The sequence below is a fragment of the Marinobacterium sp. xm-a-127 genome (genome assembly GCF_013283425.1).
GTDB lineage: Bacteria > Pseudomonadota > Gammaproteobacteria > Pseudomonadales > Balneatricaceae > Marinobacterium_E.
The window spans coordinates 58,007-70,713 of sequence record NZ_WBYH01000006.1 but is presented as its reverse complement, the minus strand read 5'-3'; the positions used below and the strand labels follow the sequence as shown (position 1 = coordinate 70,713).

Here is a 12,707-nt window from a genome sequence, read left to right as displayed (position 1 = left end):
CTGATGTGGTAGAATTCTGGACTTATATTTTGACTGTTTAGTTCCCTCTGATTAGGACTGTTTAGACTATGGAATCTCTCTACAACTGGATGCTTGATAACGGCTATGATCCAGCCATTATCCCTTACGTTGCGGCCGCTTTTGCCGTCGTCATTTTGATTGTGATGATGCGTTATCTGAAAGGGGATAAAACTGAGGCTATTCAGGATTCTGCTTCAGAAAAAAGCGTTGAAGAGAGCGTTACAGAGGCCCCAGTTGAAACACCATCGGTTGACGAAGCGCCCGTTGAAGAGCCGCCTGTTGCTGAAGACGCAGTCGAAGAGGTAGTTGAGCCAGCAGCTGCAGAAGAGACGGTTGAGCCAGAAGCTGTTGAGACCGAAGTGGAGGTTGAACAGACTCCTGCAGAGCCAGAGCCAGAGCCAGAGCCAGAGCCAGAGCCAGAGCCAGAGCCAGAGCCAGAGCCAGAGCCAGAGCCAGAGCCAGAGCCAGAGCCAGAGCCAGAGCCAGAGCCAGAGCCAGAGCCAGAGCCAGAGCCAGAGCCAACAAAAAGCTTCTTCGATCGTGTTAAATCCGCTCTAAGTCGCACGAAAGCCGGCCTGACTGAGCAGATTACAACCCTCTTCGCAGGTAACCCTGAGATCGATGAAGATCTTATGGAAGAGATCGAGACCTTGTTGCTGATGGCCGATATTGGCGTTGAGGCAACGACAGAGATTATCGAACGTTTAACCGATCGTGTAGAGCGTAAACAGCTCTCGGATGGCGACGCTCTGCAGGCGGCTCTGAAACAGGAGCTGGCCGAGCTATTAGAACCCGTTGATCAACCGCTTGAATTACAGAGTGACAAATCCCCAATGGTGATTCTGATGGTGGGTGTTAACGGTGTCGGTAAAACAACGACCATCGGTAAACTGGCCAAGAAGTATCAGGGTGAAGGTAAGTCGGTGATGTTAGCGGCGGGTGATACCTTCCGTGCCGCGGCGGTTGAACAGCTTCAGGTTTGGGGTGAGCGAAATAACGTCCCAGTGGTTGCTCAACATACCGGTGCAGACTCAGCCTCTGTTCTATTTGATGCGCTTGAGTCAGCTAAAGCGAAAAACGTTGATGTATTGATTGCAGATACAGCGGGTCGTTTGCAGAACAAAGATAACCTGATGCAAGAGTTACAGAAGGTTGTTCGTGTGATGCAGAAGTTAGATCCTTCGGCGCCACATGAAGTGATGTTGGTACTCGACGCGGGTACGGGTCAGAACGCCATCAGCCAGGCTAAAGAGTTCAAAGAGGCGGTGGGCGTGACGGGCATTACCCTAACGAAACTCGATGGCACAGCGAAGGGCGGTATTATCTTTGCCATCGCCAAACAGTTTGGTCTGCCTATTCGATTCATCGGTGTCGGTGAGCAAGCTGATGACCTACGTCCTTTTGAAGCGAAAGCTTTTGTTGAGGCGTTGTTCGACTAACTCCTATGGCGGCTATTCAATTCACTAACGTCAGTAAGCGCTATGACTCTGGTCAAGAGGCCCTAAGGTCTGTCGACTTTACATTGGAGTCGGGCGAGATGGCCTTTTTGACAGGCCACTCGGGAGCAGGGAAGAGTACCCTGTTAAAACTGCTGACGCGCGTTGAGCAACCTAGCCGTGGTGATGTGTGGGTCGGTGATCAAAATCTATCTGAATTGTCTCGCAGCGAGATTCCGCAATATCGCCGAACCCTGGGTGTGGTCTACCAGAATCATCGTCTGTTAGAAGATCGCACTGTTTACCAGAACATTGCACTTCCACTGCGTATCGCAGGCTATAACGAAGAGGATATTGGTCGTCGCGTACGCGCGGCACTCGATCGAGTAGGACTGTTGGAGTCAGAGCAGAAGTTCCCACAGGCGTTATCGAGTGGCGAGCAGCAGCGTATCGGTATTGCGCGTGCCATTGTTCATAAGCCTAGGGTGCTGATTGCCGACGAGCCGACCGGTAACCTCGACCCTAGACTCTCTCTCGACATCATGAGTCTATTCGAGCAGTTCAACCGCATTGGAACGACCGTCTTGATCGCGACCCATGATGTGGCGTTGATCAAGCGAATGCGTCATAGAGTGCTGATTTTAGATAAGGGGCGACTGCGTCATGTCCAGTAGTGAGACTCGATCACGCGGCGCCTCTGATATCAGCGTCAGCCGTTGGCAACGCGTTAAACACTGGGCGGTACAGCACCGTCTAGAGAGTGCCGATGCCGTTAAGCGTCTTCTACATAATCGACTGTCGACGCTGGTGACACTGCTGCTATTGGCGGTTGTACTCGCTGTGCCAACCTTTATGTATTCGCTGTTGGGTAATTTGAAACAGCTGACACCGGGTACTGACTTTGAGCCTCAGCTTGCACTCTATTTAAGCCCAGAACTCAAAGCCGACGAGTTAGATCGATTCAGCCGTTCACTCCTGCTGCGTGATGATCTACTTTCGGTTGAATTGATCAGTAGCGATGTCGGTGCCAGCGAGTTTAAAAGCCACTCTGAACTGGGGGAGCTGATTAGCCTGTTGGACGAGAATCCACTCCCAGCGGTTGTGCTCGCGACGCCGCGTGATCAAGATCCTGCGACCATGAAAGCACTGCGTGAAAGCATGGCAGCCTTGCCAGAGGTGGATGTCGCCGAGTTAGACGTAGAGTGGTTAGAGCGTCTCGAAGTGATTTTAGGCTCATTCTCCAGCATCAGTTTTGTGCTGGCGCTGTTATTGGGTATGACCGTGCTTCTGGTGATCGCTAACACCATTCGTACCATGATCAGCAGTCGCCAAGAGGAGATTGAGGTCAGTTTGTTGATAGGCGCTACCGCTGCTTGGGTGAGACGCCCATTCCTCTATGCAGGACTGCTGTACGGACTCTTTGGTGCACTGTTGAGCCTAGTATTGGTTTACTTCTCACTGGCACTTGTCGAAGCGCCATTGGCTGAGTTAACAGAGCTCTATATTGGTCGTTTTGATCTTCAGGGACCTGATTTGTCATTAATCATGGCGCTGTTAGTGGGCGGGACTATACTAGGATGGATAGGGGCATTCATTGCTGTATCCAGACAGATGGGGCAGTTAAATCAAGGCTCTGATTGATCGGATTTAGCCGGATTTGCGTTTATCTGTCACTCTGGTATCTTTTTGGGTCCAGTGTTGGTAAATATTAGTAATTCCTAATGAACTTTTTTGTCAAAACTGGGTCTAACTAGACAGTTAAAACGATTTAAAACAGTGTAAAAAACGAAAGTTTTTGAGGTTTAAAGAGAAATGGGCACTAGCTTGCAATTAGTTGAACATCTGACTCCGGGGCGCGATCTTGACGCTTACGTTCAGAATGTCAGCACTATCCCTATCCTCACTCCAGAGGAAGAACGGGAGCTTGCCGAGCGTCTGCATTTTGAGCAAGACCTTGATGCGGCTCGCCAGTTGGTTATGTCACATCTGCGCTTTGTTGTGCACATTGCGCGCAGCTACAAAGGCTACGGCCTTCCTCTCGGTGATTTGATCCAAGAGGGTAACGTTGGTTTGATGAAAGCGGTTAAACGTTTTGATCCAACCGTCGGTGTTCGTCTGGTGAGCTTTGCTGTTCACTGGATCAAAGCCGAAATGCATGAATTCATTCTTCGCAATTGGCGTATTGTTAAAGTTGCGACGACCAAAGCTCAGCGTAAGCTGTTCTTTAACCTACGCTCACAGAAGAAGAGCCTAGGTTGGATGAACAACGATGAAGTTGAAGCGATCGCAGAAGATCTAGGCGTTGATGCTGCAGTAGTGCGTCAGATGGAGGGTCGCATGGCCGCCACTGACATGGCCTTTGATGCGCCTGCTGCTGATGATTCTGAAGAGAGTGCGCCTGTTGCACCGGCACTGTTCTTGGAAGACAAGTCTGCCGATCCAGCCGAGCTACTTGAAGAGCAGGATTGGGAAGATAATTCTAACCGCCAGTTAGCCGCAGCGATGGGCCAGTTGGACGAGCGCAGTCGAGATATCTTGGCACAGCGTTGGTTGCTTGATGAAAAAGCAACGCTGCACGAGTTGGCCGCTAAGTATGAGGTCTCTGCAGAGCGTATCCGTCAGCTTGAAAAGAACGCGATGAAGAAAATTAAAAACGCTTTAGTCGTTATCTAACGGATGAAAGTGTTGTGAAAAAGCCGCATTAGCGGCTTTTTTTGTGTATGCTTGCGGCCCAAATGAGGTGATGATGCACGCGAAACGTTTTTTGATGATTGGTGCGCTTTTAGCGATGTTTTCGGTGATTTTTGGCGCTTTTGGTGCCCATTTACTGAAAAGCACCCTGTCAGCTGCTCGCTTTGAAACCTTCAGCACCGCTGTGGATTACCAGTTTTGGCAGGCTCTAGGTTTGATGGTGGTCGGTATTACCGGTTTTAAACTCAATAGTAAAAGCTGGCGCCTTGCTGGGTATTCGCTGTTGGCAGGGACGTTGATCTTCAGTGGCAGCCTCTATCTGCTAATCGCAACTGATACTGGTTGGTTAGGAGCGATCACCCCCATCGGTGGTATATTAATGATTATTGGCTGGGCACTGTTTGCCTGGTCGTTACGAACCTTACGGATAGAACAATGAGTGACACAGAACAGCAGCGCCCACACCGTACGATTAGAAGTTTTGTCGTACGCGCTGGACGCATGACAGAAGGGCAAGAGCGTGCAATGAAAGAGAACTGGCCTCTGTATGGGCTAGAACTTGAAGATGGCATGGTCGACTTTAAAACTCTGTTTGGCGATGATCGCCCCGTCACTCTAGAGATCGGTTTTGGTATGGGCGCGTCGCTGGTAGAGATGGCGAGCCGCTCACCTGAGAAGGGCTTTATTGGAATCGAAGTGCATCCTCCCGGTGTTGGTCGTTTGTTAGCTGATGCACGTGCCGAAGGGGTCGACAATATTCGCGTCTATTGTGAAGATGCGATCGAGGTACTGGCACAGTGCATACCGGATGGCTCTTTGGCGGGTGTGCAGCTCTTCTTCCCAGACCCTTGGCATAAGAAGAAGCACAATAAACGCCGCATTGTACAACCTGAATTTGCTCAAACCATTCGTCAAAAGCTGGCGATTGGCGGTGTCTTCCATATGGCGACTGACTGGGAGCCCTACTCAGAGCATATGATGGAAGTGATGAGTGCGGCAGAGGGCTATCAAAACCAGATGGGCGAAGGTCAGTTTTCGCCACAGCCAGACTTCCGCCCTGTGACTAAGTTCCAAAAACGGGGTGAAAAGCTAGGTCACGGTGTTTGGGATCTGATGTTCGAGCGCGTCAACTAAGATGGACAATCAACCGAATAATCCACTGCACGGCGTTAAGTTGGCTGATGTTGTCGAGCGTCTTGTGGATCATTACGGCTGGGATGAGTTGGGCGAGCGGATCGATATTAACTGCTTTCAGATCGATCCATCCGTTAAGTCATCCCTAAAATTTTTACGCAAACAGCAGTGGGCTCGCGATAAGGTAGAGCAGCTCTACATTGATACCTTCTGCTGAATAGAGAGAGTTAATTATGAAATTGTTAGTCCGTAATTTGGATCGTTCAACCACAGAAGCTGAGATTAAAGAGCTCTTTGAAGGTTACGGTAGCGTTCAGTACTGCACCTTGGTGATGGACGAGAAAACGGGCTCATCGAAGGGCTTTGGGTTTGTTGAAATGCCTAAGCCAGGTGAAGCGAAAGCGGCGGTTAAAAATCTAAACCACACACTGGTTGGCCGTAATATGATTCGTGTAAAAAAAGCGGAAGAGAGAGCGGACTGATCGCTCGAGTCACTTCTCAACTTAATTAAGGAGCCGATATGACAGCAATACTCCTCTCAATACTCTCTTCGTTAATTGGTGTGTGGGTGTTGGTATGGTTAATTGGTAATCTGCTGTTTAAGAAAAAGAGCTCGCCGCAAAAAGAGCTCTTCTCGCTACCATTAGCTTGGATGGTGGCCTCAATTGCTGGGGGTTACGCCATTGCTAACGGCGGTCCGCCACGCTTTGATGTGTCCCTGCTTCAGTACGGTATTGGCGCCTTTCTGCTGCTGATCTACTACGTCTCTGCCAGCTTTGCGAAAAAGCGCAGTAAAGATTCCGAGTAGTCATTGGGTGATCCAACGGGTTAAAGCTCACTTATAGAAGTTAACTCTTTAAGCTGAGATCGCCCATGCTGCCCAGTCAAAATGAACAGTGTCCCTATTGTTGGGAGATGATCGAGATTGTCTACGAGCCCGATGAGGCTGAGATGTTTGTCTGTGATTGTACGGTCTGTTGCCACCCCATCCACTTTTCTGTCTCAGTGGATGGGTATGGCGATTATTACATTACACCGCACTCAGAAGATGATTTCTGATCAGTCGTATTCGCGGCCTTTGTAAGACCGCTCCAACAGTGCGCTGACAGAGCTCCAACACTGGGTTGGAGCCTTATCGAGGATGAGGCGATAGATCAGTACTGGTTGATATCCTGATCACTCTTTTTATTGAACAGTGCGCGCAGAGCAATCAGCGTGATCACTGAGATAATACCGACGATCAGTAGCTCATCGATTACGCCAGAATCCAATAGGGTCGGGATCAGATTCAACTTAATCAATAGGCCCGTTAGGATTGACCCGATACCGAAGCTGATAGAGATGTAAGCGAGGTTCAACACCATCTCAATGATGATGAGCCCCAATCCAAGAATCAGCCAGCCGTTTCCGTTTGTAAAAAAATCCATCATTTACTCTTTAATCCGTCGCCAACGGTCTGTGCTAATAGCTCTAATGAGCCAATTGCTTTAGTGATGTCTGTCGGCATGATCACTGTTTTGCTGTTATCAGCTGCTGCAACCTCAGACAGTGCTGCAACCTGTTTCTGTAGAATATCGAAGTTGATCGCCGATTGCCCGCCGTTATTAATAGCATCGGCTATCATGCGCGTCTGCTCGGCGGTCGCTTCGGCTTTCACTTTTATCGCATAGGCATCTGCATCGGCCGCGACTCTTACCGCTTCAGCTTGCTTTTGTGCTTCGTAGAGTTGTGCCTCTGCATTCAGCTCCACAGAGCGTTTTTGGCCTTCTGCCTGCGCAACCTGTGCCCGACGCTGACGTTCTGCATTGAGTTGCTGACGTTGCGCCTCTTTGGTCTGCTCATCCACTTGAACATCGGTGATCTCAGTACGAGTAATCTCAATTCCCCAGACTTCAGCTGCTTTTTGCAGATTGGTCAGGATCTCTTCGTTCATCTGAGCGCGTGATGATTGCAGCTCATCAAGGTCCAGCTTGCCCGCTGCAGAGCGAACAATCGACTCGGCTGTCGTCTGAATGGCTTGATCGATGTTCTGAATACGGTAGACCGAGCGGGCCGCATCGGTAATACGGTAGAAGTTGGTCGCCTCTAGGATCACTTCAACGTTATCTTTGGTAATGACGCTGATCTCAAAGGCCGGTAGCTGGCGTTCAAGTATAGAGATGCGGTGACGCACTTGGTCGATCATAGGGACAATAAAGTTGATCCCTGCGTTCAGGGTTTTGGAGAACTTACCAAAACGTTCAACGACAAATACCTGTGACTGTGGAACAACCTTAACGGCAGACCAGGCGAGTACGAGGAAGAAGATTGCAAAAGCTAAGGTGACGATCATGCCGCCACTAAGGAATTCACCGTTCATTGATCACTCCAAATTGATACTGTTTTACTTAGCATAGTACATAGATTCAGATTAATCTTTGATGGAAAGCTTTAAGATTCGTTTTGGTGCCTGAGTGCATTTATCGCGGCCTTTTTAAGACCGCTCCAACAGAGCGCCAATAGTTCTCCAGCACTGGATTGGAGCCTTATCGAAGATGAGGCGATTGCTCTCTATTGTTGCTGTAGAGACCACATACCAGCATAAACGCCCTGTTGGGCAAGGAGTTCTGTGTGAGTACCCTGTTCCACCACTTCGCCTTTGCGCATCACTAGGATGTTGTCGGCATCGATAATCGTCGACAGACGGTGCGCGATCACCAAACTCGTATGGTTTTTCGAGAGTGATGCAAAGGCGTTAAGGATCGCCTGCTCATTGTCGCTATCCAACGCTGAGGTCGCTTCATCAAAGAGCAAAATGGGTGGGCGTTTCAGAATCACGCGGGCAATCGCAATGCGTTGTTTTTCACCGCCAGAGACTTTTAGGCCACGTTCGCCAACCAGGGTATCCACCCCCTCAGGGAGTGCCGCAATGAAGTCGTTTAGGTTGGCCAGCTCAATCGCTTTGAGAACCTCTTCTCTGCTTGAACCTGGGCGTCCATAAGCCACGTTGTTGTAGATCGTATCGTTAAACAGGACGGTATCCTGCGGAACCACGCCAATCGCTTGTCGTAATGAGTGCTGAGTCACTTGGTCGATCGGCTGGCCATCTATGCTGATCTGCCCCGACTGAACATCATAAAATCGAAACAGCAGTCGCGCTAAGGTCGATTTGCCCGATCCACTTGGCCCGACGATGGCGACCTTTTTACCCGCTTCTACTTTGAAGCTGACACTTTTCAAAATTTGACGGTCGGGGTGGTAAGCAAAGTTGACGGAGTCAAAGCAAATGGCGCCCCCTTGAGTTATCAAGTCGGTTGCATCGGGGCGGTCGACAATCTTAGGCTGCTTCTTCAACAACCCAAACATATTCTCAATGTCTGTCAGGGCTTTGCGCACTTCACGGTAGACCATGCCAAGGAAATTAAGCGGCATGAATAGCTGTAAGATGTAGGCATTAATCATGACTAACGAACCCAGGGTCATGGCTCCGCTTGCAACATCCTCTGCGGCCAGCCAGAGCATTAAGATGATCCCTAGCGAGATGATGAATGCCTGACCGCTGTTGAGGATCATCAACGTCATGCGCGTTTTTAAACGAGCCGTTTCCCAGCTGGCTAGGTTTTTATCGTACTGGCTGGCCTCATACTCCTCATTGCCAAAGTATTTTACGGTCTCATAGTTGAGCAGGCTATCAATGGCTCGAGTATTGGCTTGAGAGTCGAGTTGATTGGTTTCTCGCACGTAGCGGTTGCGCCATTCGGTAGTGAGTATGGTGAAGTAGATGTAGATACCAACGCAGACCACAACCACCAATGCGTACCAGACACTGAAGTTGAACAGCAAAATGGCAGCAACGAGGCTGATCTCAATCAGCGTTGGTACGATGTTAAAGACCATCATCCTCATCAAAAAGCTGAAGCCATTACTGCCACGGTCAATGTCGCGAGAGATACCACCGGTCTGCCGAGAGAGATGGAAATCGAGTTCTAATGAGTGGAGGTGGCGAAAGACTTTGAGCACCATCCGGCGCATCGCTCTCTCTGTGACTCGGCTAAACACCGCATCGCGAGCTTCTGCAAAGAAGACCGAGCCAAAGCGGAGCATCCCATAGGCTACGACCATCGCAATGGGCACTGTAATCAATGGATTCAGAGAGGCATCTAGACCATCAACGATCTGCTTCAAAGCCAGTGGCATAGCAACCACTGCAAGCTTGGCGGAGATCAACAACAGAAACGCGACCGCCATGCGACGGCGATACTCCCATAAGTATGGCCAGATCATTTTAATGACCGACCAAGCCTCGCTCATGCCAACAGTGTTGCTGCTATTGGAGTCGCTCTTGTAGTGCCGGCCGCCGCCGTGTCGTGACATATTGAGTCTCTGATCAGTAGTTGATGCTTACTTTGCCAGCAGCAGTTACCGCCTTCTCGATGGCCGCTTCAACGCTGTCAGCCTGACAAAGCGCCACACCTAGGCGGCGACTTCCAGCGATTTCGGGTTTTCCGAATAGACGCAGTTGCGTGTCGTTATCACTCAGCGCTTCCCTAACCCCATCAAATTGAATGTCTGTAGAGTGTCCATCACCCAAGATGACCGCTGATGCAGAAGCACCAAGCTGGCGAATGTTACCGATAGGGAAGCCGAGAATGGCACGGGCATGCAGCGCAAATTCAGAGAGATTCTGGGAAATCAGTGTGACCAATCCCGTATCGTGTGGTCGGGGTGACACTTCGCTGAAGTAGACCTCATCGCCTTTGATAAACAGCTCGACACCGTAAATGCCAAAACCCGCTAAGTTCTCGACCACTTTGCGAGCGGTCTCTTGTGAGCGTTGTAGTGCAAGATCTGACATCGCTTGTGGTTGCCAAGATTCACGGTAGTCACCCCCTTCCTGACGGTGGCCAATCGGTGCACAGAAGTGGATGCCATCAACGGCGTTGACCGTCAGCAGTGTGATCTCGTAATCAAAATCGACAAACCCTTCAACGATGACACGGCCTTTCCCGGCACGGCCACCCTCTTGAGCATATTGCCAGGCCGGTGCCACATCCGCTTCAGAACGAACCAACGACTGCCCTTTGCCGGATGAGCTCATGATCGGTTTCACGACACAGGGAATACCAATCTCTTTGATAGCCTCTTGATAGTCAGCCTCAGTATCTGCGAAGCGATAAGCTGAAGTCGGTACTCCTAGTGTTTCAGCCGCTAGGCGACGAATACCTTCACGATCCATTGTCAGACGCGCGGCCCGTGCGGTAGGGACTACCTTGAATCCTTCGCTTTCAAGCTCAAGCAGTGTCTCGGTTGCTAAGGCTTCAATCTCGGGCACGATATAGTCCGGTTTTTCGCTCTCAACAACGGCACGCAGTGCACCACCATCCAGCATGTTGATGACGTGGCTTCGGTGAGCGACATGCATAGCAGGCGCATTTGCGTATCGATCTACGGCAATCACCTCTAAACCCAAGCGCTGAAGTTCGATGACAACCTCTTTACCGAGTTCACCAGAACCCAACATCATGACGCGTGTTGCGCTGTTACAAAGAGCGGTACCTAACATTTTTGACTCCTAAAATTTTTACTCCATATTACCATGCTAACAGGAGATCTGAGAGGGTATTAGAATATCCCCAACTTTGATTCTGAATGCGCTAGACTTTACCTAAAATGGGATGGAATAGATAAAATGGCAGTCACAATTAACGAGACATCTTGGCCGCAGCTGCAGCGCTTAAGGTTTATTGAGCGTCAGCTGTTGTGGGAGCGTGAAGTCACCGCGCCTATGTTGGTTGGGGCCTTTGGTATTGCTCGTCCAGAGGCGCAAGAGGCGATTAATACCTACTGTGAGTTCGCGCCTGAAAATGTTCGCTCCTATTCGCCATCTGATCGCAGTTACAAACCCACTCAGGGGTTTAAGCCTAAGCTGATTCCAGATTCGGCTGACTCGTTGATCACCATCTCCCGCCTATCGACTCCGGCGAACCCCGACTTCTTCTCTGTACCCGTATTGAATCGATCGACTGCGCCCGGCGCGTTAGCCACTATTTTGGCAGGCATTGAGAATCGAAGCCGTATAGAGGCGGTCTATGTTTCGATGCAGAATCCAGAGGGTTCACTTCGATCGATTACACCCTGTGCCATCATCAGTGCCAGCAATCGATTGCATGTACGTGCCTATTGTTGGGAGCGACAAGCTTATCGTGACTTTGTGTTAAGTCGCTTCCGCGGTGCTCTGACTCTTAAAGAGGGTGGAGATGAGCTGCCGGTCGACAATGCGTGGAATGAATCACTCTCTGTTCGACTGGTCGTTAATGACGCGCTTACAGCGGCACAACAACGACTGGTCATCGATGATTTTGACCTGGAGCAGCTTGAAGCGTTTGAGATTCGTAAAGCGCTGATCGGTTACTTTTTGCAGGCGAATCTACTACCCACCAGTGAGTCAGAGCTTAATGAGGCCAAAACTCACCCTGAGCGCTTCCCCGTGTTAGCGGTTAGTAACTCAGGTGAGTCGGTCATTAGTTACGCGTTTTAAGCATCGATGCAGAGCTGGTGCTGCTCACCGAGCCCTTCGATGCCAATTCGCACCCTATCACCAGCCATAAGATACTTTTGGGGTGATTGACCCATACCGACACCAGGGGGAGTCCCCGTCATAATGACGTCGCCAGCTTCTAAGGTCATAAATTGGCTCAAATAGGCGACGATCGTTTTGACATCAAACACCATCGTATTGGTATTTCCGTCTTGGAAACGCTCACCGTTAATCTCTGTAAACATCCTTAGATTTTGCGGATCAACGATTTCATCTTTGGTCACTAAGTAGGGCCCGATAGGAGCAAAGCTGTCATGGGATTTCCCTTTGTCCCAGCTGCCTAAACGCTCAAGTTGAAAAGCTCGTTCGGATAGGTCGTTGGCAAGACAAAAGCCAGCAATATGATCCATCGATTGATCTTCTGAAATGTATTTTGTTTTTTTGCCAATGACGATGGCCAGCTCGACTTCCCAGTCTGTTTTATCGGCACCACGTGGAATTTGTATAGGGTCATTTGGGCCTGAAATCGCGCTGGTGGCTTTCATAAAGAGAACGGGTTCTGAGGGAAGCTCCATGCCCGCTTCTGCGGCATGATCTGAGTAGTTCAAGCCGATACAGACTATTTTGCCAACCTCACCAATACAGGGGCCGACTCTTTCTGATGAATCGATAATGGGAAGTGAATCGAGATCTACCGCTCTTAATCTCTCGAGCGCTTGATTCGATAATAGATCGCCGTTGATATCTGGAACAACAGAAGAGAGGTCTCGAATCTGTTGATCTTTATCCAGAATGGCAGGTCTCTCTTGCCCTATGGCGCCGACTCGTAACAATTTCATTAGGAGCTCCTTATAGTTTAGGCCTAATTAACTATGCGGACCTAGTCAGGTCAAGAGAAACTAAAAAGG

The 12,707-nt window shown here is 49.8% G+C and carries 16 protein-coding genes; 11 read left to right on the top strand and 5 right to left on the bottom strand.

What is annotated here, in order from left to right; translation table 11 throughout:
- Window positions 1-164: 164 nt before the first annotated feature.
- The 10 genes from ftsY (at window position 165) to XMA127_RS10610 (ending at window position 6,341) form a co-directional block, all read left to right on the top strand.
- Entirely contained in the window at window positions 165-1,460 is a 1,296-nt protein-coding gene (ftsY, locus tag XMA127_RS10655; RefSeq protein ID WP_371731532.1) for a signal recognition particle-docking protein FtsY, read from the top strand.
- A 5-nt stretch (window positions 1,461-1,465) separates the two neighbouring features.
- Complete coding sequence (gene ftsE / locus XMA127_RS10650; protein ID WP_173499186.1) at window positions 1,466-2,131, top strand: cell division ATP-binding protein FtsE; 666 nt, start codon at window positions 1,466-1,468, stop codon at window positions 2,129-2,131.
- The gene (ftsX, locus tag XMA127_RS10645; RefSeq protein ID WP_173499185.1) at window positions 2,121-3,098 is read left to right on the top strand and encodes a permease-like cell division protein FtsX; all 978 of its coding nucleotides are present in this window, start codon (window positions 2,121-2,123) and stop codon (window positions 3,096-3,098) included. The genes ftsE and ftsX overlap by 11 nt, the downstream gene beginning before the upstream one ends.
- A gap of 171 nt (window positions 3,099-3,269) precedes the next feature.
- Window positions 3,270-4,130 carry an RNA polymerase sigma factor RpoH gene (gene rpoH, locus XMA127_RS10640; protein WP_173482621.1) on the top strand — a complete coding sequence of 287 codons (861 nt, stop codon included), beginning with the start codon at window positions 3,270-3,272 and terminating at the stop codon, window positions 4,128-4,130.
- A 73-nt stretch (window positions 4,131-4,203) separates the two neighbouring features.
- A complete protein-coding gene (locus XMA127_RS10635) occupies window positions 4,204-4,587 on the top strand; it encodes a DUF423 domain-containing protein (RefSeq protein ID WP_173482620.1) in 384 nt (127 codons plus the stop codon).
- The gene (gene trmB / locus XMA127_RS10630; protein ID WP_173481891.1) at window positions 4,584-5,282 is read left to right on the top strand and encodes a tRNA (guanosine(46)-N7)-methyltransferase TrmB; all 699 of its coding nucleotides are present in this window, start codon (window positions 4,584-4,586) and stop codon (window positions 5,280-5,282) included. Before XMA127_RS10635 ends, trmB begins: the two co-directional genes overlap by 4 nt.
- Before the next feature lies 1 nt (window position 5,283).
- A complete protein-coding gene (locus tag XMA127_RS10625) occupies window positions 5,284-5,499 on the top strand; it encodes a VF530 family DNA-binding protein (protein ID WP_173481892.1) in 216 nt (71 codons plus the stop codon).
- A gap of 16 nt (window positions 5,500-5,515) precedes the next feature.
- Window positions 5,516-5,764, top strand: a complete 249-nt coding sequence (locus tag XMA127_RS10620; protein WP_173481893.1) for an RNA-binding protein — start codon at window positions 5,516-5,518, stop codon at window positions 5,762-5,764.
- Window positions 5,765-5,802: 38 nt separating this feature from the next.
- Window positions 5,803-6,090, top strand: coding sequence for a hypothetical protein (locus XMA127_RS10615; RefSeq protein WP_173481894.1), 288 nt, complete (start codon window positions 5,803-5,805; stop codon window positions 6,088-6,090).
- A 65-nt stretch (window positions 6,091-6,155) separates the two neighbouring features.
- Window positions 6,156-6,341 carry a CPXCG motif-containing cysteine-rich protein gene (locus XMA127_RS10610; protein ID WP_173499184.1) on the top strand — a complete coding sequence of 62 codons (186 nt, stop codon included), beginning with the start codon at window positions 6,156-6,158 and terminating at the stop codon, window positions 6,339-6,341.
- Window positions 6,342-6,436: 95 nt separating this feature from the next.
- On the opposite strand, the gene XMA127_RS10605 is transcribed toward XMA127_RS10610, so the two are convergent.
- The 4 genes from XMA127_RS10605 to purT all read right to left on the bottom strand — a co-directional run bounded on the left by XMA127_RS10605 (window position 6,437) and on the right by purT (window position 10,824).
- Complete coding sequence (locus XMA127_RS10605) at window positions 6,437-6,709, bottom strand: hypothetical protein (RefSeq protein ID WP_173481896.1); 273 nt, start codon at window positions 6,707-6,709, stop codon at window positions 6,437-6,439.
- The gene (locus XMA127_RS10600; RefSeq protein WP_173481897.1) at window positions 6,709-7,641 is read right to left on the bottom strand and encodes an SPFH domain-containing protein; all 933 of its coding nucleotides are present in this window, start codon (window positions 7,639-7,641) and stop codon (window positions 6,709-6,711) included. The genes XMA127_RS10605 and XMA127_RS10600 overlap by 1 nt, the downstream gene beginning before the upstream one ends.
- A gap of 191 nt (window positions 7,642-7,832) precedes the next feature.
- A complete protein-coding gene (locus tag XMA127_RS10595; RefSeq protein ID WP_254449934.1) occupies window positions 7,833-9,635 on the bottom strand; it encodes an ABC transporter ATP-binding protein/permease in 1,803 nt (600 codons plus the stop codon).
- 13 nt (window positions 9,636-9,648) lie between these two features.
- On the bottom strand, window positions 9,649-10,824 hold the full coding sequence (gene purT, locus XMA127_RS10590) for a formate-dependent phosphoribosylglycinamide formyltransferase (protein ID WP_173481898.1): 1,176 nt from the start codon (window positions 10,822-10,824) through the stop codon (window positions 9,649-9,651).
- 126 nt (window positions 10,825-10,950) lie between these two features.
- On the opposite strand from purT, the gene XMA127_RS10585 reads away from it, so the two are divergent.
- Window positions 10,951-11,799, top strand: a complete 849-nt coding sequence (locus XMA127_RS10585) for a WYL domain-containing protein (RefSeq protein ID WP_173481899.1) — start codon at window positions 10,951-10,953, stop codon at window positions 11,797-11,799.
- On the opposite strand, the gene XMA127_RS10580 is transcribed toward XMA127_RS10585, so the two are convergent.
- On the bottom strand, window positions 11,796-12,638 hold the full coding sequence (locus XMA127_RS10580) for a fumarylacetoacetate hydrolase family protein (protein ID WP_173482617.1): 843 nt from the start codon (window positions 12,636-12,638) through the stop codon (window positions 11,796-11,798). The two genes, XMA127_RS10585 and XMA127_RS10580, sit on opposite strands and share 4 nt — an antisense overlap.
- Between the last annotated feature and the right edge of the window lie 69 nt (window positions 12,639-12,707).